This is a genomic window from Streptomyces sp. NPDC059499, from assembly GCF_042749285.1.
Taxonomy (GTDB): domain Bacteria; phylum Actinomycetota; class Actinomycetes; order Streptomycetales; family Streptomycetaceae; genus Streptomyces.
Window position 1 is genome coordinate 254,103 of sequence record NZ_JBHYTT010000002.1, and the last position, 15,405, is coordinate 269,507.

Annotated in this window: 13 protein-coding genes; 5 read left to right on the plus strand and 8 right to left on the minus strand. The window is 68.6% G+C overall.

The window, feature by feature from the left end; all coding sequences use genetic code 11:
• Nucleotides 1–39: 39 nt before the first annotated feature.
• Entirely contained in the window at nucleotides 40–1,305 is a 1,266-nt protein-coding gene (locus tag ACFW9O_RS06485; protein ID WP_384605790.1) for an MFS transporter, read from the minus strand.
• A 386-nt stretch (nucleotides 1,306–1,691) separates the two neighbouring features.
• The gene (gene clpB, locus ACFW9O_RS06490) at nucleotides 1,692–4,298 is read right to left on the minus strand and encodes an ATP-dependent chaperone ClpB (protein ID WP_384606616.1); all 2,607 of its coding nucleotides are present in this window, start codon (nucleotides 4,296–4,298) and stop codon (nucleotides 1,692–1,694) included.
• Nucleotides 4,299–4,435: 137 nt separating this feature from the next.
• Between clpB and ACFW9O_RS06495 the strand changes: the two genes are divergently transcribed.
• A complete protein-coding gene (locus ACFW9O_RS06495) occupies nucleotides 4,436–4,837 on the plus strand; it encodes a pyridoxamine 5'-phosphate oxidase family protein (protein WP_384605793.1) in 402 nt (133 codons plus the stop codon).
• A gap of 103 nt (nucleotides 4,838–4,940) precedes the next feature.
• Here ACFW9O_RS06495 and ACFW9O_RS06500 read toward each other — a convergent pair whose 3' ends face one another.
• Together ACFW9O_RS06500 and ACFW9O_RS06505 are read right to left on the minus strand one after the other, a co-directional pair.
• On the minus strand, nucleotides 4,941–5,261 hold the full coding sequence (locus ACFW9O_RS06500; protein WP_329209504.1) for a (2Fe-2S)-binding protein: 321 nt from the start codon (nucleotides 5,259–5,261) through the stop codon (nucleotides 4,941–4,943).
• Nucleotides 5,258–5,518 carry a 5'-nucleotidase gene (locus tag ACFW9O_RS06505; RefSeq protein ID WP_351179605.1) on the minus strand — a complete coding sequence of 87 codons (261 nt, stop codon included), beginning with the start codon at nucleotides 5,516–5,518 and terminating at the stop codon, nucleotides 5,258–5,260. The genes ACFW9O_RS06500 and ACFW9O_RS06505 overlap by 4 nt, the downstream gene beginning before the upstream one ends.
• 152 nt (nucleotides 5,519–5,670) lie before the next feature.
• On the opposite strand from ACFW9O_RS06505, the gene ACFW9O_RS06510 reads away from it, so the two are divergent.
• A complete protein-coding gene (locus tag ACFW9O_RS06510; RefSeq protein ID WP_351179608.1) occupies nucleotides 5,671–6,678 on the plus strand; it encodes a helix-turn-helix transcriptional regulator in 1,008 nt (335 codons plus the stop codon).
• 61 nt (nucleotides 6,679–6,739) lie between these two features.
• Nucleotides 6,740–7,783: a LuxR C-terminal-related transcriptional regulator gene (locus ACFW9O_RS06515; protein WP_384605798.1), complete on the plus strand. Its 1,044-nt coding sequence runs from the start codon at nucleotides 6,740–6,742 to the stop codon at nucleotides 7,781–7,783.
• A 31-nt stretch (nucleotides 7,784–7,814) separates the two neighbouring features.
• Here the strand turns inward: ACFW9O_RS06515 and ACFW9O_RS06520 are convergent, their stop codons facing one another.
• The 4 genes from ACFW9O_RS06520 to dnaK all read right to left on the minus strand — a co-directional run bounded on the left by ACFW9O_RS06520 (nucleotide 7,815) and on the right by dnaK (nucleotide 12,047).
• Nucleotides 7,815–8,261, minus strand: coding sequence for a heat shock protein transcriptional repressor HspR (locus ACFW9O_RS06520; RefSeq protein ID WP_014155378.1), 447 nt, complete (start codon nucleotides 8,259–8,261; stop codon nucleotides 7,815–7,817).
• Between the two features lies 1 nt (nucleotide 8,262).
• The gene (gene dnaJ / locus ACFW9O_RS06525) at nucleotides 8,263–9,453 is read right to left on the minus strand and encodes a molecular chaperone DnaJ (protein ID WP_384605802.1); all 1,191 of its coding nucleotides are present in this window, start codon (nucleotides 9,451–9,453) and stop codon (nucleotides 8,263–8,265) included.
• Between the two features lie 93 nt (nucleotides 9,454–9,546).
• Nucleotides 9,547–10,197, minus strand: coding sequence for a nucleotide exchange factor GrpE (gene grpE, locus ACFW9O_RS06530; protein WP_351181812.1), 651 nt, complete (start codon nucleotides 10,195–10,197; stop codon nucleotides 9,547–9,549).
• Nucleotides 10,194–12,047: a molecular chaperone DnaK gene (gene dnaK, locus ACFW9O_RS06535; RefSeq protein WP_351181809.1), complete on the minus strand. Its 1,854-nt coding sequence runs from the start codon at nucleotides 12,045–12,047 to the stop codon at nucleotides 10,194–10,196. Before dnaK ends, grpE begins: the two co-directional genes overlap by 4 nt.
• A gap of 288 nt (nucleotides 12,048–12,335) precedes the next feature.
• On the opposite strand from dnaK, the gene ACFW9O_RS06540 reads away from it, so the two are divergent.
• Together ACFW9O_RS06540 and ACFW9O_RS06545 are read left to right on the plus strand one after the other, a co-directional pair.
• A complete protein-coding gene (locus ACFW9O_RS06540; RefSeq protein ID WP_384605807.1) occupies nucleotides 12,336–13,007 on the plus strand; it encodes a sugar transferase in 672 nt (223 codons plus the stop codon).
• 74 nt (nucleotides 13,008–13,081) lie between these two features.
• Nucleotides 13,082–15,349: a (Fe-S)-binding protein gene (locus ACFW9O_RS06545; RefSeq protein ID WP_384605810.1), complete on the plus strand. Its 2,268-nt coding sequence runs from the start codon at nucleotides 13,082–13,084 to the stop codon at nucleotides 15,347–15,349.
• The last annotated feature ends 56 nt before the right edge of the window (nucleotides 15,350–15,405 follow it).

A 15,405-nucleotide genomic window follows, 5' to 3' on the forward strand; every position in this document is an offset into this window, starting at 1 on the left:
CCTGCCATCGACCCTAGCCGCGATCGGCGGCCAGTAGTCCTACGCCCTCAGGGGAATCGTCCCTGCGCCGGTCCCCCGGGCCCGCGACCAGGCGAAGGCAACCAGGATCGCGCACAGAGTCCCGAGAAGTCCCGCCCCTCCGATCGTGTCCGAGGACGATCCGGACAGCTCGGCCGCCAGACCGCCCGCCGCGACGCCGATCCCCTGCATGGCGGTCAGCCCCGACCTGGCGAGCCCCAGTACCTGGCCACGCTGGCCGGCCGGGGTGAGCAGGACGAAAGTGGCTCCGGCGGTGATCTGGTAGGCCGAGCACACACCCGACGCCATCAGCAGCAGGACAGCGACCGCGACACCGGGGCCCGTCCAGTACAGGAGCAGCGGCAGATTCGCGCCGACCGCCAGTGGGCCGAGCAGCTTGCGGCGCCACTCGTCCCCGACGCTCGCCCGCCCGAGCAGGGCCGCGCCCAGCACCATTCCCGCCGGATGCGCGGCGAGCAGGAGCCCCACGGAGGCGCCGCCCCCGCCGGCCTCGTCCGCGAACGGGGCGGCCAGTCCCTCCGGCAGCACGATGAACCCCGCCAGCCACCCCAGGGCGACCAGCGCCCGCAGCCTGGGGTCCGCCCAGATCAGCGCCGCCCCACTCCTGACCTGCATGTGCAGTCTCTTCTGACGCACGTCGTCGCTCGCGATCGGCCGTGCCTTCACACCGAACCTGATCAGGGACGCGGAGAGCAGGAACGAGGCCGCGTTCAGCCCCAGGGAGAGGTGGCTGCCCAGCCACACGACGAGCACACCGCCACCGGCGAAGCCGACCAGCTGCCCGGCCTGGTGGGTGATCAGCATGACCCGCTGGCCACGCTCGTACCTCCGCTCGCCGAGCACGGTCGGCAGCAGAGCGCCCTGGGCGGCGCCGAAGGGCGCCTCGGCCAGCTGCGCCAGCACCAGCAGCCCGGCCAGCAGGGGCAGCGGCGTTCCCGGCAGGGCCATCAGCCCGACCAGGGCGGCGCGCACCAGGTCGCAGCCGACCATGACGGTCCGCCGGGGGAAGCGGTCGGCGAGGCCGGACAGCAGGACCCCGGACAGCAGGGCGGGCAGGGTGGTCAGGGCGTACGTCGCCGCGGTCCAGCCGGCCGACTCGGTTCGTTCGAAGACCAGCAGCGACAACGCCACCCGCGCCAGCTGGTCACCGAGGACCGACTGAGCATAAGCCGCCCAAAGAGTGCGAAATTCGCTGAGGCGAATTAGATTGTCACTTTTGCAATCCTTCGACTCCGGGCTTATCTCATCAGGTATGCGCTCCGTCATGCGCGTACCTTACCGGCTGCCGAATTCCACATATACCCCCTCCAGCAGATCATGAAAGGTGGTCCAAAGTGTCCTGTTATTGAGCGGAAACCGGTCTGTTGCCTGGCCGTTGACCGTAGTGCGATCGGGATACGGATATGCGCCGACCTCGCCCGGAGAACAGCCGGGGGCAGTACGCCGCGCCTGCCATCCGGCCACGGAATGGAAATTTTCGGCTCGATTTAGTGGGCAACCGCCGGTACGCCCCGACTTACTTCTCGGACGCACGACCAGGGCACTTCATCAATCAAGGGTGTCGGATGCACGCATCAATGCAAACGACGCCGCACACGAACGTGCCCCCGGCCCGGACGCAGGGTCCGCGGGCCGGGGGCACGACGAGTGGTCTACCTGGCCTTCTCCGGGGGAACGGCCCCCACGAGCAGCCCGTCCCCGTCCCCGGCCCGGTCCACCCGCACGGTGTCCCCGTCCTTGACCTCGCCCGCGAGGATCTCCTTCGCGAGCCGGTCGCCGATCGCCGTCTGGATCAGCCGGCGCAGCGGCCGGGCTCCGTACGCCGGGTCGTTGCCCTCCTCGGCCAGCCAGGCCAGGGCGTCCGGGGTCACGTCGAGGGTGATCCGGCGGTCGGCCAGCCGGCCCGCGAGGCGGCCCACCTGGAGACCCGCGATATGGGCGAGTTCGTCACCGGACAGGGCGGAGAAGACCACCAGGTCGTCGAGCCGGTTGAGGAACTCCGGCTTGAAGGACGCCCGTACGACATCCATGACCTGCTGCTTCTTCACATCCGGCTTGGTCAGGGGGTCGACCAGGAACTGACTGCCGAGGTTCGACGTGAGGATCAGGATGGTGTTGCGGAAGTCCACCGTCCTGCCCTGTCCGTCGGTGAGCCGGCCGTCGTCGAGCACCTGCAGCAGGATGTCGAAGACCTCGGGGTGGGCCTTCTCCACCTCGTCGAGCAGGACGACGCTGTACGGGCGGCGGCGGACGGCCTCCGTGAGCTGGCCGCCCTCCTCGTAGCCGACGTAGCCGGGCGGGGCGCCGACGAGCCGGGCGACGCTGTGCTTCTCGCCGTACTCGCTCATGTCGATGCGGATCATGGCCCGTTCGTCGTCGAACAGGAAGTCCGCGAGTGCCTTGGCCAGCTCGGTCTTGCCGACCCCGGTCGGGCCGAGGAAGAGGAACGAGCCGGTGGGCCGGTCGGGGTCGGCGATCCCGGCGCGGGTGCGGCGTACCGCGTCCGCCACGGAGCGCACGGCCTCGGTCTGGCCGATGAGCCGGCGGCCCAGCTCGTCCTCCATGCGCAGGAGCTTCTGGGTCTCGCCCTCCAGGAGGCGTCCGGCCGGGATGCCCGTCCACGCTCCGACGACGTCCGCGATGTCGTCCGGTCCGACCTCCTCCTTGACCATCGTGTCCTGGGAGGCCTCCTGCTCGGCCTCGGCCGCTTCGGCCAGCTCGCGCTCCAGGCCGGGGATCTCCCCGTACAGCAGCTTGGACGCGGTGTCGAAGTCGCCGTCGCGCTGGGCGCGTTCGGCCTGGCCGCGCAGTTCGTCCAGGCGCTCCTTCAGCTCACCGACGCGGTTGAGCCCCTGCTTCTCCTTCTCCCAGCGGGCGGTCAGGCCCCGCAGCTCCTCCTCCTTGTCGGCGAGGTCGCGGCGGAGCTTCTCCAGGCGCTGCTTGGAGCCCGCGTCGGTCTCGTTCTTGAGGGCGAGCTCCTCCATGTGCAGCCGGTCGACGGCCCGCTGGAGCTCGTCGATCTCCAGGGGGGAGGAGTCGATCTCCATACGGAGCCGGGAGGCGGCCTCGTCGACGAGGTCGATGGCCTTGTCGGGGAGGAAGCGGGAGGTGATGTAGCGGTCGGAGAGGGTCGCGGCGGCGACCAGCGAGGAGTCCGCGATCTGCACCTTGTGGTGCGCCTCGTACCTGCCCTTGAGGCCGCGCAGGATCGCGATCGTGTCCTCGACGGACGGCTCGGCGACCAGGACCTGCTGGAAGCGGCGCTCCAGGGCGGGGTCCTTCTCGATGCGCTCGCGGTACTCGTCCAGCGTGGTGGCGCCGACCATGCGGAGCTCACCCCGGGCGAGCATCGGCTTGAGCATGTTGCCCGCGTCCATCGAGGAGTCGCCGCCGGCGCCCGCGCCGACGACGGTGTGCAGCTCGTCGATGAAGGTGATGATCTGGCCGTCGCTCTCCTTGATCTCCGAGAGGACGGTCTTGAGGCGTTCCTCGAACTCACCGCGGTACTTCGCACCCGCGACCATCGCGCCGAGGTCGAGGGAGACGAGCCGCTTGTTCTTCAGCGATTCGGGGACGTCCCCCTTGATGATCCGCTGGGCGAGCCCTTCGACGACGGCGGTCTTGCCGACGCCGGGCTCCCCGATGAGCACGGGGTTGTTCTTCGTGCGGCGGGACAGCACCTGGACGACGCGGCGGATCTCCTGGTCACGTCCGATGACGGGGTCGAGCTTGCCCTCGCGCGCGGCGGCCGTGAAGTCGGTGCCGAACTTCTCCAGGGCCTTGTACTGGCCCTCCGGGTCGGGTGTGGTCACCCGGCGCCCTCCCCTGCTCTTCTCGAATGCGTCCAGCAGCTTCTTCGCACTGGCTCCCTGCTGAGTGAGGATCTCACCGGCCCGGCCGCCCTCGGCGGCGATACCGATCAGCAGGTGCTCGGTGGAGAGGTAGTCGTCGCCGAGTTCCTTCGCCCTCCGTGCGGCGTCGGAGATGACGGCGAGCAGCTCACGGTTGGGCTGGGGCGGGGCGACGGTGGATCCGGTGACGCTAGGCAGCGCGCCGAGAAGCCGCTCCGTCCCGGCACGCACAGCCACCTGGTCGGCGTCGACCGCGGCCAGCAGGTCGGTGATGTTCGCGTTGTCCTCGCCCGCGAGCAGTGCGAGCAGCAGATGCCCCGGGGTGAGGTCGGGGTGCCCGTCCTTGACGGCCCTGCTGGTGGCCGCGTTGAGGGCGTCCCGGCTCCTGTTGGTCAGCTCGGCGTCCACGGGCGTCGTCTCCTCCTTGTGCTGGTGCTTCTCGGCTTCACCGAAGTATGACTCGAACAACGGGTACAAAGTTGAGTCTATTCCACTCAAGCCTGACCGGGTGCGGGTGTCGGGGCCGTTCTCTCTAGGCTGACCCCATGCCTGACGTTCGCAACCTCGGCCCCGAGTACCTCGCCTTCTGGCGGGAGCGCCATGTGTGCACCCTGACGACGCTCCGCCCGGACGGCACCCCCCATGTGGTGCCGGTCGGCGTGACGTACGACCCGGAGACACGGCTGGCACGTGTCATCACCAGCGGGAACAGCCGGAAGGTCGCCCACGTCCTGGCAGCGGGTCCACAGGGCGCGCGGGTCGCGGTCTGCCAGATGCAGGGACGCCGCTGGGCGACCCTGGAAGGCCTCGCGACGGTCCGCACGGAGTCCGGGCAGGTGGAGGACGCGGTACGCCGTTACGCGGAGCGGTACGAGCGCACTCCGGCGCACAACCCGGAACGGGTCGTCATCGAGATCGCCGTGGACCGGGCGCTCGGCAGGGGCTGAGAAAGTCCACCCGGGCAGCACAACGGCGCCATCGTGTTCAGGTCACGATGGCGCCGTTGTGTGGGGGAAGCGCCTGAACGACATGGAACGACGGGGGAATCGTTCAGGCACTGCGGGGGGTGGCGGAGATGGCTTCTTGTTCGAACAGCTCGTGGTCCCGCTGATCGAGATTGACGAAAATCATGCCGTACCTCACGGCACAGCGAACCGGTTGCGGCGCTCCGCGGGGCCGGCGCAGACAGCGATAGGCGCGGACGTCGTCGTCCGTTTCCATCACCACGACGATCGGCTCTCCGAACAGGGTGACCATCAACGAATCGCCACGGCCGGTGAGCGCCGTGAGCAGATCGATGAAGTGCCACCCTGACCGATAGGCCGTGGCCATCTCCCGCCGGAAGGTGCGGTCGTCCGGTGGGGTGGTCATGCGCCGGTAAGGGCCGGAGCGGACCAGGCGATGTCACCCGGCGCAGGAGCTGCCTCGGCACCCCAGGCGATGTCACCCGGTGCGGGCGCGGCCTTGATGCCCCAGGCGATGTCACCTGGTACCGACGCTGCCGGAGCGCCCCAGGCGATGTCTCCCGGTGCGGGCGCGGCCTCGGCACCCCAGGCGATGTCACCCGATGCCGCGACGGCCTCCCCGCCCCATGCGATGTCGCCCCCGCCCGCCAGTCCAATGCCCAAGGCTGCAACGAACGAGGCGGCAAGCGCCGAGCGAAGCATTCGCTTATACATAGTCGGCTTCGTCCTCACTTGTGGATTCTTCTCCCCCGCACTTAAGACGATGTCTCACCCAGGCACTCGAACACCACTGAGTCGATGCATCATGTTCCTGCATGTTCAGGAACCTGGGGGGTGGAGATATGACCACAAGCTACACAAAGCCGACACATCCTCACGGGATCACCGAACTGTGCGAAGAAGGAGGGCGCCTTTACGCCAGCGCATTGCGCTCCGGGCGCATCGCCCGCGCCGAGGTGGCAGCCGCCCCGTGCCTGATCGACTTCGCCCTACTGCACCCCGATCCCGACGACGCGGACTGGCTCCGGCCGGTACCCCCGTCCGCCGCACTGGCCAAACACCTGCACCCGCTCGAACGCGAGATCCTGGAACGCCGCCGGCGCTCCGTCCTGCTCACCGAGTCCTTCGAGCCCTACATGGACATCAGCGCCCAGGACCCGCCGACCACCCACGCGATCACGGTCCTTGAAGGCGCCAACCGGATCAACGCGGCACTGGACCTCGCCACGGCCGAGTGCCGGACGGAGGTCCTGACCGTCCAGCCGGGAGGCGGCCGGAGCGAGGACCGCCTCATCGAGGCCCTGGAACGGGGCCTGTCCGTCGTGGACCGCGGCGTACGCATCCGCACGCTCTACCAGCACACCGTGCGGCACAGCCCCAGCACACTGGCGTACGCCGAACGCATTGCGGACGAGAACGTGGAAATCCGCACGCTCGAGGAACTCATCGAGCGCCTGATCATCTTCGACCGCACGGTCGCCTTCATCCCGGCCACGGACGACCGTCAAGTCGCCCTGGAACTGCGGCACACGGGACTGGTCGAGTACCTCGCCAAGGTCTTCGAACAACTCTGGACCCGAGCCGCCCCCCTGCTGGAGGAAGTCAAGTACAACCCGACGACCCTCGGCATCAGCGGAGTTCAGCATGCGATAGCCCAACTCCTCGTCGAGGGACACGTCGACGACTCGATCGCGCGCCGTCTCGGCATGAATGTCCGCACGTGCCGCGCACATGTGGCCAAACTGAACGCCGCGCTCGGCAGCAACAGTCGTGCCCAACTCGGCTATCTGATCGCACAGTCAGGGATCCTGGATCAGGAGTGACCGCTTCTGGCGCACCACGATTCCCCCGGATCCAGGCTTCCGCCACCGTCATCTTGTTGCAGTGCAAAAAAATGAGGGCCCCCAAATCGACGCGGAAAAGGCAAACCCGACCCATTCGCACGGGAATCGCGAACTGTGCGACCCGGCGATACGCCTGTACGAGGAAGCGCTGCGCGCGGGACGTCTCCCCCGCGCCGACCTGGACTCCGCTCCGTGCCTGCTGGAGATGGCCCTCGTCCAGCCCGACCCGGACGACGACGCGTGGCTCCGTCCCGTCCCGCCGTCCGCCGCCCTGGCCCACCTGCTGCAGCCCATCACCAGGGAGATAGACGAGCGGATACGCCTGACCTCCGCACTGTCAGGGGCACTCGCGCCGCTGATGGCCGTCGCCGACGAGGACCCCAACCACGCGATCACCGTGCTCGAAGGACGGTCGCTGATCGTCTCCGTGCTCCGGGAGGCCTCCACCCATGCCAAGGAGGAGGTCCTGACGGCGCAGCCGGGGGCCAACAGGCTCACGCACAACATGCGGCAGGGGCTGGAGAACGCCCGCTCCGCGATCGCCTCGGGAGCCCGTCTGAGGCACCTGTACCAGCACCCCGCGCGCTACAGCCCCGGGCTCAAGGACTACGTGGCGGAAATACCGTCCGACCGCCTCCAGGTACGGACCGTCGAGCAGAGCGTCGAACGGCTCATCATCTTCGACCGCGCCGTGGCCTACATCCCCGCCACTCCCACGCGGGAGACGGCACTGGAGATCCGCCATCCCGCTCTCGTCGCCTATCTCACCCAGGTCTACGAGGTCCTCTGGGCGCAGGCCACCCCCCTCACCCAGCAGCTCCCGGCAACGGTCCCCGGCACCCCCGTCACCGCCGTGCAGCAGAGCATCGCCCGCCTGCTGGCCGAGGGCCACGTCGACGACGTGGTCGCCCGCAAGCTGGGCATCAGCGTCCGCACCTGCCGCTCCCACATCTCCAAGCTCATGCAGACGCTCAACGCCCACAGCCGGACCCACCTGGGGACGCTGATCGTCCGGTCCGGCATCGCCGAGGCCGGCACCGGGACAGCACAGAGGCCCGCCCCCGGGGTCATGAACGGGTCATGACGCCCCGGGGGCGGGCCTCCGCAGCCGGTCCTCAGTCCTTCGGCCTCTTGGGCCGCCAGACGACCAGCGCGCTGGTCTGCTGCACGTCCTGGTACGGCACCAGGTCGCGCCGGTACGAGGCGTGCACCTGTGCCTCGCGCTGCTGCATGGCCACCGCCGCACCGTCCACCGCCGCGGAGAGCTCGGCGACGCGCTGCTGGAGCGCGGCGACCTGGTTCTCCAGCTCGATGATGCGCTTGATGCCCGCCAGGTTGATGCCCTCGTCCTGCGACAACTGCTGCACCGTGCGCAGCAGTTCGATGTCGCGGGCCGAGTAGCGCCTGCCGCGTCCGGCCGTACGGTCCGGCGAGACCAGGCCGAGGCGGTCGTACTGGCGCAGCGTCTGCGGATGCAGGCCCGAGAGCTGGGCCGCGATCGAGATCACGTACACCGGTGATTCATCGGTCAGCTGGTACGGATTGCGTCGACGGCCGTCCATCTCAAGCTCCCTTCGCAGCCTGGAACAGCTCCGCCCGCGGGTCCTCCCCCGCGGTCGCCTTCCGGTAGGCCTCCAGCGCTTCCTGAGCCTCCGCGCCGAGATCCTTGGGCACGGACACCTCGACGGTGACCAAGAGGTCGCCACGGGTGCCGTCCTTGCGCACGGCTCCCTTGCCGCGGGCCCGCATCGTACGCCCGTTGGGGGTGCCGGCCGGGAGCTTCAGGGTGACCGGAGGTCCGCCGAGCGTGGGGACCTTCACCTCGCCGCCGAGTGCCGCCTCCGCGAAGGTGACGGGCACGGTGACGGTCAGGTTGTCGCCCTTGCGGCCGAAGACCGGGTGGGCGTCGACATGGACGACGACGTAGAGGTCGCCGGCCGGGCCGCCGCGCTCGCCCGGGCTGCCCTTGCCGCGCAGCCGGATCCGCTGGCCGTCCAGCACGCCCGCCGGGATCCGCACCTGCATGGTGCGGGCCGACTTCGCCCGGCCGCTGCCCTTGCAGACCTCGCAGGGGTCCTGGGCGATGAGGCCCCGGCCCTTGCAGTCCACACAGGGATCGGTGAGCGAGAATCCGCCGCCGCTGCCGCGTGACACCTGACCGGTGCCGACGCAGGTCGGACAGACCCTCGGGGTGCCGTTCCGGTCGCCCGTGCCCGAACACGCCTTGCAGGGCGCCTGGCTGGACATCCGCAAGGGGACCGTGGCCCCGTCGACGGCCTCGGTGAAGCTGAGCGTGACCTCGGACTCGATGTCCTGGCCGCGGCGCGGCTGGACACGGGTGCCCGCACCGCCCCGGTTGAACAGTCCGCCGAAGACGTCGCCCAGACCGCCGCCGCCACCGCCGAACCCGCCGGCACCGCCGCCCTGGCCCGGGCCCGGGGCACCCCCGAAGAGATCGCCCAGGTCGAAATTGAAGTTGCCGCCCGCACCGCCGGGACCCGCCCGGAAGCCTCCGTTGCCGAAGAGGGCGCGCGCCTCGTCGTACTCCTTGCGCTTCTTGGGGTCACCGAGGACGTCGTTCGCCTCGGAGATCTCCTTGAAGCGTTCCTCCGCCTTGGAGTCGCCCTTGTTGGCGTCCGGGTGGAACTCGCGGGCGAGTTTCCGGTACGCCTTCTTGACCTCGGCGTCGGTGGCGTCCTTGGGGACGCCGAGAACCTTGTAGTAGTCCTTCTCGACGAAGTCCTTCGTGCTCATCGACGTCCCTCCTTCCGGACGATCGGCCGTGCGGCCGGCCCTGTGGCCGGCCGCACGCCCCGTCGGTGTTCACCGCAGTGGTCGGACTGGACGTCAGACCTCTTCGGTTCCACCGCTCTCCTCGTCGTCTGCCTTCTCTTCCTTCGCCGCCGCGGGCGTGGCGCCCGGCTGCGGCTCTGCCACGGCCACCCGCGCGGGGCGGATGGTGCGCTCCCCGATGCGGTACCCCGGCTGCAGGATCGCCACGCAGGTCGTCTCGGTGACGTCCGGCGCGTACGAGTGCATCAGGGCCTCGTGGATCGTCGGGTCGAAGGGCTCGCCCTCCTTGCCGAACTGGTGCAGGCCCAGCTTCGCGACGACCGTCTCCAGCGATTCGGCCACCGACTTGAAGCCGCCGACCAGCTCGCCGTGCTCCCGTGCGCGGCCGACGTCGTCCAGCACGGGCAGGAGCTCGGACAGAAGGCCCGCGACTGCGACCTCCTTGACCTGCACCCTGTCCCGCTCGACCCGCCGGCGGTAGTTCTGGTACTCGGCCTGGAGCCGCTGGAGGTCGGCCGTGCGCTCACTGAGCGCGGTACGGACCTGGTCCAGCTGCGCCGTCAGGGCCGCTGTCTGCTGTACGTCCCCGGCCGGGGCCGCCGCCTCCTCGGAGGAGGGGGTGGCGGCCTTCGGCTCGACGTCGTCGGAGTTGGCGCCGGAGGGGACGTCGGGCTTCTCGTCGAAGCCCGGAGTCTCCTCGGTCACGCCGCACCGCCCTTGTTGTCCTTCTCGTCGTCCACGATCTCGGCGTCGACGACATCGTCGTCGGCCTTGGCGCTGTCGTCACCCGGGGTGTCGGCGCCGGGCGTCGCACCTTCGGACTGGGCGTTGGCGTACATCGCCTGGCCCAGCTTCTGGGAGACGGCCGCGACCTTCTCGGTGGCGGTACGGATCTCGGCGGTGTCCTCGCCCTTGAGCTTCTCCTTCAGCTCGGTGAGCGCGGTCTCCACCTCCGTCTTCACGTCACCGGGGACCTTGTCCTCGTTGTCCTTGAGGAACTTCTCCGTCTGGTAGACGAGCTGCTCGCCCTGGTTGCGCGACTCGGCGGCCTCGCGACGACGGTGGTCCTCGTCCGCGTACTGCTCGGCCTCTTCGCGCATCCGGTTGACCTCGTCCTTCGGCAGCGAGGAGCCACCGGTGACGGTCATCTTCTGCTCCTTGCCGGTGCCGAGGTCCTTGGCGGCGACGTGCATGATGCCGTTCGCGTCGATGTCGAACGCGACCTCGATCTGCGGGACGCCACGCGGGGCCGGCGGCAGGCCGGTCAGCTCGAACATTCCGAGCTTCTTGTTGTACGCCGCGATCTCGCGCTCGCCCTGGTAGACCTGGATCTGCACGGACGGCTGGTTGTCCTCGGCCGTCGTGAAGATCTCGGAACGCTTGGTCGGGATCGTGGTGTTGCGCTCGATGAGCTTGGTCATGATCCCTCCCTTGGTCTCGATACCGAGGGACAGCGGGGTCACGTCGAGGAGCAGGACGTCCTTGACCTCACCCTTGAGGACACCGGCCTGGAGCGAGGCGCCGATGGCGACGACCTCGTCCGGGTTCACACCCTTGTTGGCGTCCTGGCCGCCCGTGAGCTCCTTGACGAGCTCGGCGACGGCCGGCATACGGGTCGAGCCACCGACGAGAACGACGTGGTCGATCTCGGAGAGCTGGATGCCCGCGTCCTTGATGACGTTCTGGAACGGGTTCTTGCAGCGGTCCAGGAGGTCGGCGGTGAGCTGCTGGAACTGCGAGCGCGTGAGCTTCTCGTCCAGGTGCAGCGGGCCCTCGGCCGACGCGGTGATGTAGGGCAGGTTGATCGTGGTCTCGGTCGAGGACGAGAGCTCGATCTTCGCCTTCTCCGCGGCCTCGCGGAGACGCTGGAGAGCCATCTTGTCCTTGGACAGGTCCACGCCGTGACCGTTGGCGAACTGCTTCACCAGGTAGTCGACGACACGCTGGTCCCAGTCGTCACCACCGAGGTGGTTGTCACCGTTGGTGGCCTTCACCTCGACGACGCCGTCGCCGATCTCCAGGAGGGACACGTCGAAGGTGCCGCCACCGAGGTCGAAGACGAGAATCGTCTGGTCGTCCTTGTCGAGCCCGTACGCCAGCGCGGCGGCCGTCGGCTCGTTGACGATACGCAGGACGTTCAGGCCCGCGATCTCGCCGGCCTCCTTCGTCGCCTGGCGCTCGGAGTCGTTGAAGTACGCCGGGACGGTGATGACAGCGTCTGCCACCTTCTCGCCCAGGTACGCCTCGGCGTCACGCTTGAGCTTCTGCAGGATGAAGGCGCTCATCTGCTGCGGGTTGAAGCCCTTGCCGTCGATCTCGATCTTCCAGTCAGTGCCCATGTGGCGCTTGACGGAACGGATCGTCCTGTCGACGTTCGTGACTGCCTGGCGCTTGGCGACCTCGCCGACGAGCACCTCGCCGTTCTTCGCGAAGGCGACGACGGACGGCGTGGTCCTGGCGCCTTCGGCGTTGGTGATGACGGTGGGCTCGCCGCCTTCGAGAACGCTGACGACGGAGTTAGTCGTGCCCAGGTCGATGCCGACCGCACGTGCCATTTCGATTCCTCCAACTGACTACTTGAGTGGATCTGACTCAAGGATGCATGACACCCGCCCCGGAGTCAAAGGACCTGAGTCACCTGGACTCAACTAAGGTGCTCAGACCCATCCCCACCTGGGATTTTTATCTGATGCATACAGGAACGCAGCACCCACGCCACGCGCGACACCCCGCACTCTTGCCACGCCGAGCACCTCCGCCCCACCATCGCATCGTGGGATCGTTCTGTCACAAAATGCAGCGAGACGGTCATAACGGCACGTCACGGATTCCGGGCAGGTGCGATGCAGAACGCGAAGCGGACCGCGGTACGAAGGACGACGCATCCCGCCACAGCCGCGGCGGCACGGGCGGCGGCCCGCGCTGCCCGGTTCACGGCAGCACAGCTGGCAGCCATGACCGCCAAGCGGAGCCTGGACCTGCTGCTCGGCTCGGCCCTGCTGGCCCTGGCTTCCCCCGCCCTCGCCCTGGGCGCCCTCGCCCTCGCGCTCCGGCCGGGCCGCCGGCCCGGAGGCGTGCTGAGCCGCGACATCCGGACCGGCCTCGGCGGCCGGCCCTTCGAACTGCGCTCCCTGCGCACCCGCCGGTTCCGCCTCGACCTGCTGTCCCGGCTGCCCCACGTCGTACGCGGGGAACTCTCCCTGGTCGGTCCGGCACCCCTCGCACCCGGCGACCCGGCGGCCGCAGGGCCGGGGGGCCGCGACTGGCGGCAGGAGCTGCGACCGGGCCTGACCGGCCTGGCACAGGTGCGCGCCCGCTCCGGAATGCCCTGGGACGAACCCGCCCTCCTGGACGCGCACTACGCCGAGCATCATGGGACAGGACTCGACCTGGCCATCCTGGCTCAGACCGCACGCATCCAGCTGCGCACCGGACTCCACGGGCTCGCCCGGCGGAGGAAGGCTCACCTGAGCGACACAAATCACCGCCTGCCCCGCTACAGCACGGTGGAATAAGTGGATAGTGTCAGCACAGAATCATTAAGTTACCGCTTAGTATCCTACCCTCGCAGGCCCGAGGAGCCCCCAAAATGCAACTCGCCGCGATCATCGTGTCGCTGGTCATCACGGTGGTGGCCGTCGCACTCTTCGGCCGCGCCATCGCGCAGATCTACCGCTATGTGCGACTCGGTCAGCCGGTGCCCGCGGGCACCCGCACGGGTGATCCCACGCAGCGCACCATCACGCTGGTCAAGGAATTCCTCGGCCACACCCGTATGAACCGCTGGGGCATCGTCGGCTTCGCGCACTGGTTCGTGGCGGTGGGCTTCTTCTCGCTGCTGCTCACGATCGTCAACGCCTTCGGCCAGCTCTTCCAGGCCGACTGGCTGATCCCGATCATCGGCGACTGGCTGCCGTACGAGATCTTCACCGAGTTCCTCGGTCTGATGACGGTCCTCGGCATCGTGACCCTGATCGTGATCCGCCAGCTGAGCAGGCCGGGCAACGCGGGCCGCAAGTCCCGCTTCGCGGGCTCGAAGACCGGCCAGGCGTACTTCGTCGAGGCCGTCATCCTCATCGTCGGCCTCTGCATCATGACGCTGCGCGGCCTGGAGGGTGCCCAGCACCACGTGACCAGCTGGGAGCCCGGCTTCTTCGCCTCGTACCCGCTGGTCGCCGCCTTCGACGGGCTGAGCATCGGCACGCTGCAGTACATCACCTACGCCGTCGCGGCACTCAAGATCGTCACGTCCTTCACCTGGATGATCACGGTCTCGCTCAACACCAACATGGGTGTCGCCTGGCACCGCTTCCTCGGCTTCCCGAACATCTGGTTCAAGCGGAACGCCGACGGCGCGGTCGCGCTCGGCGCGCTCCTGCCGATGACCTCGGGCGGCAAGGAGATCGACTTCGAGGACCCGGGCGAGGACGACGTCTTCGGTGTCTCCCAGGTCGAGCAGTTCTCCTGGAAGGGCATCCTCGACTTCTCCACGTGCACCGAGTGCGGTCGCTGCCAGTCGCAGTGCCCCGCCTGGAACACGGGCAAGCCGCTCTCCCCGAAGCTCCTGATCATGTCTCTGCGCGACCACGCGCACGCCAAGGCCCCGTACCTGCTGGCCGGCGGCGGCAAGGACATGGAGGGCAACGAGAAGGCCACCGAGGAGCAGCTCAAGGACGTTCCCGCGGCCGCACTCGCCGAGGCCGAGCGCCCCCTCATCGGCACCGCCGAGGAGAACGGCGTCATCGACCCGGACGTGCTCTGGTCCTGCACCACCTGCGGTGCGTGCGTGGAGCAGTGCCCGGTCGACATCGAGCACATCGACCACATCGTCGACATGCGCCGCTACCAGGTGATGATCGAGTCCGCGTTCCCGTCCGAGGCGGGCACGATGCTCAAGAACCTGGAGAAGAAGGGCAACCCCTGGGGGCTCGCCAAGAAGCAGCGCGTCGAGTGGACCAAGGAGGTCGACTTCGAGGTCCCCATCGTCGGCAAGGACGTCGAGGACCTCAGCGAGATCGACTACCTGTACTGGGTCGGCTGCGCGGGCGCCCTGGAGGACCGGGCCAAGAAGACGACGAAGGCCTTCGCGGAGCTCCTCCACATCGCGGGCGTCAAGTTCGCGATCATGGGCGGCGACGAGAAGTGCACCGGTGACTCGGCCCGCCGTCTCGGCAACGAGCCGCTGTTCCAGCAGCTCGGCCAGGAGAACGTCGCGATGCTGAACATGGCGTTCGGCGAGGACGACGAGGACGACTCGACCAAGAAGGCGAAGTCGGCGAAGAAGATCGTCGCGACCTGCCCGCACTGCTTCAACACCATCGCGAACGAGTACCCGCAGCTCGGCGGCGAGTACGAGGTCATCCACCACACGCAGCTGCTCCAGCACCTGGTGGACGAGGGCAAGCTGATCCCGGTGACGCCGGTCGAGGGTCTGATCACGTACCACGACCCCTGCTACCTGGGCCGTCACAACAAGATCTACACGCCCCCGCGCGAGATCATCGCGAAGGTCCCGGGTCTGCGGAACGAGGAGATGCACCGCCACAAGGAGCGCGGCTTCTGCTGCGGCGCCGGTGGTGCCCGGATGTGGATGGAGGAGCGGATCGGCAAGCGCATCAACAACGAGCGCGTCGACGAAGCCCTCTCCCTCAACCCGGACATCGTCTCCACGGCCTGCCCGTTCTGCCTCGTCATGCTGACCGACTCGGTCAACGGCAAGAAGAACGACGGCACGGCGAAGGAGTCGATCCAGGTGGTCGACGTCTCGCAGCTCCTCCTGGAGTCGGTGAAGACCCCCGCCGACCCGGCGGACGACACGGAGCCGGCGGACCAGCCGGAACCCGAGCCGGTGAAGTAACAGACGCTGTCGCGCGGCGGAAGCGGCCGGACCTGCCTCGGGGGCAGGACCGGCCG

What these genes read in the sequence shown, in the direction of transcription:
- ACFW9O_RS06485 (WP_384605790.1), bottom strand. Translation starts at nt 1,305, where the DNA reads ATGACGGAGCGCATACCTGATGAGATAAGCCCGGAGTCGAAGGATTGC.
- ACFW9O_RS06495 (WP_384605793.1), top strand. Translation starts at nt 4,436, where the DNA reads ATGCCTGACGTTCGCAACCTCGGCCCCGAGTACCTCGCCTTCTGGCGG.
- ACFW9O_RS06500 (WP_329209504.1), bottom strand. Translation starts at nt 5,261, where the DNA reads ATGACCACCCCACCGGACGACCGCACCTTCCGGCGGGAGATGGCCACG.
- ACFW9O_RS06510 (WP_351179608.1), top strand. Translation starts at nt 5,671, where the DNA reads ATGTTCAGGAACCTGGGGGGTGGAGATATGACCACAAGCTACACAAAG.
- ACFW9O_RS06520 (WP_014155378.1), bottom strand. Translation starts at nt 8,261, where the DNA reads ATGGACGGCCGTCGACGCAATCCGTACCAGCTGACCGATGAATCACCG.
- dnaJ (WP_384605802.1), bottom strand. Translation starts at nt 9,453, where the DNA reads ATGAGCACGAAGGACTTCGTCGAGAAGGACTACTACAAGGTTCTCGGC.
- dnaK (WP_351181809.1), bottom strand. Translation starts at nt 12,047, where the DNA reads ATGGCACGTGCGGTCGGCATCGACCTGGGCACGACTAACTCCGTCGTC.
- ACFW9O_RS06540 (WP_384605807.1), top strand. Translation starts at nt 12,336, where the DNA reads ATGCAGAACGCGAAGCGGACCGCGGTACGAAGGACGACGCATCCCGCC.
- ACFW9O_RS06545 (WP_384605810.1), top strand. Translation starts at nt 13,082, where the DNA reads ATGCAACTCGCCGCGATCATCGTGTCGCTGGTCATCACGGTGGTGGCC.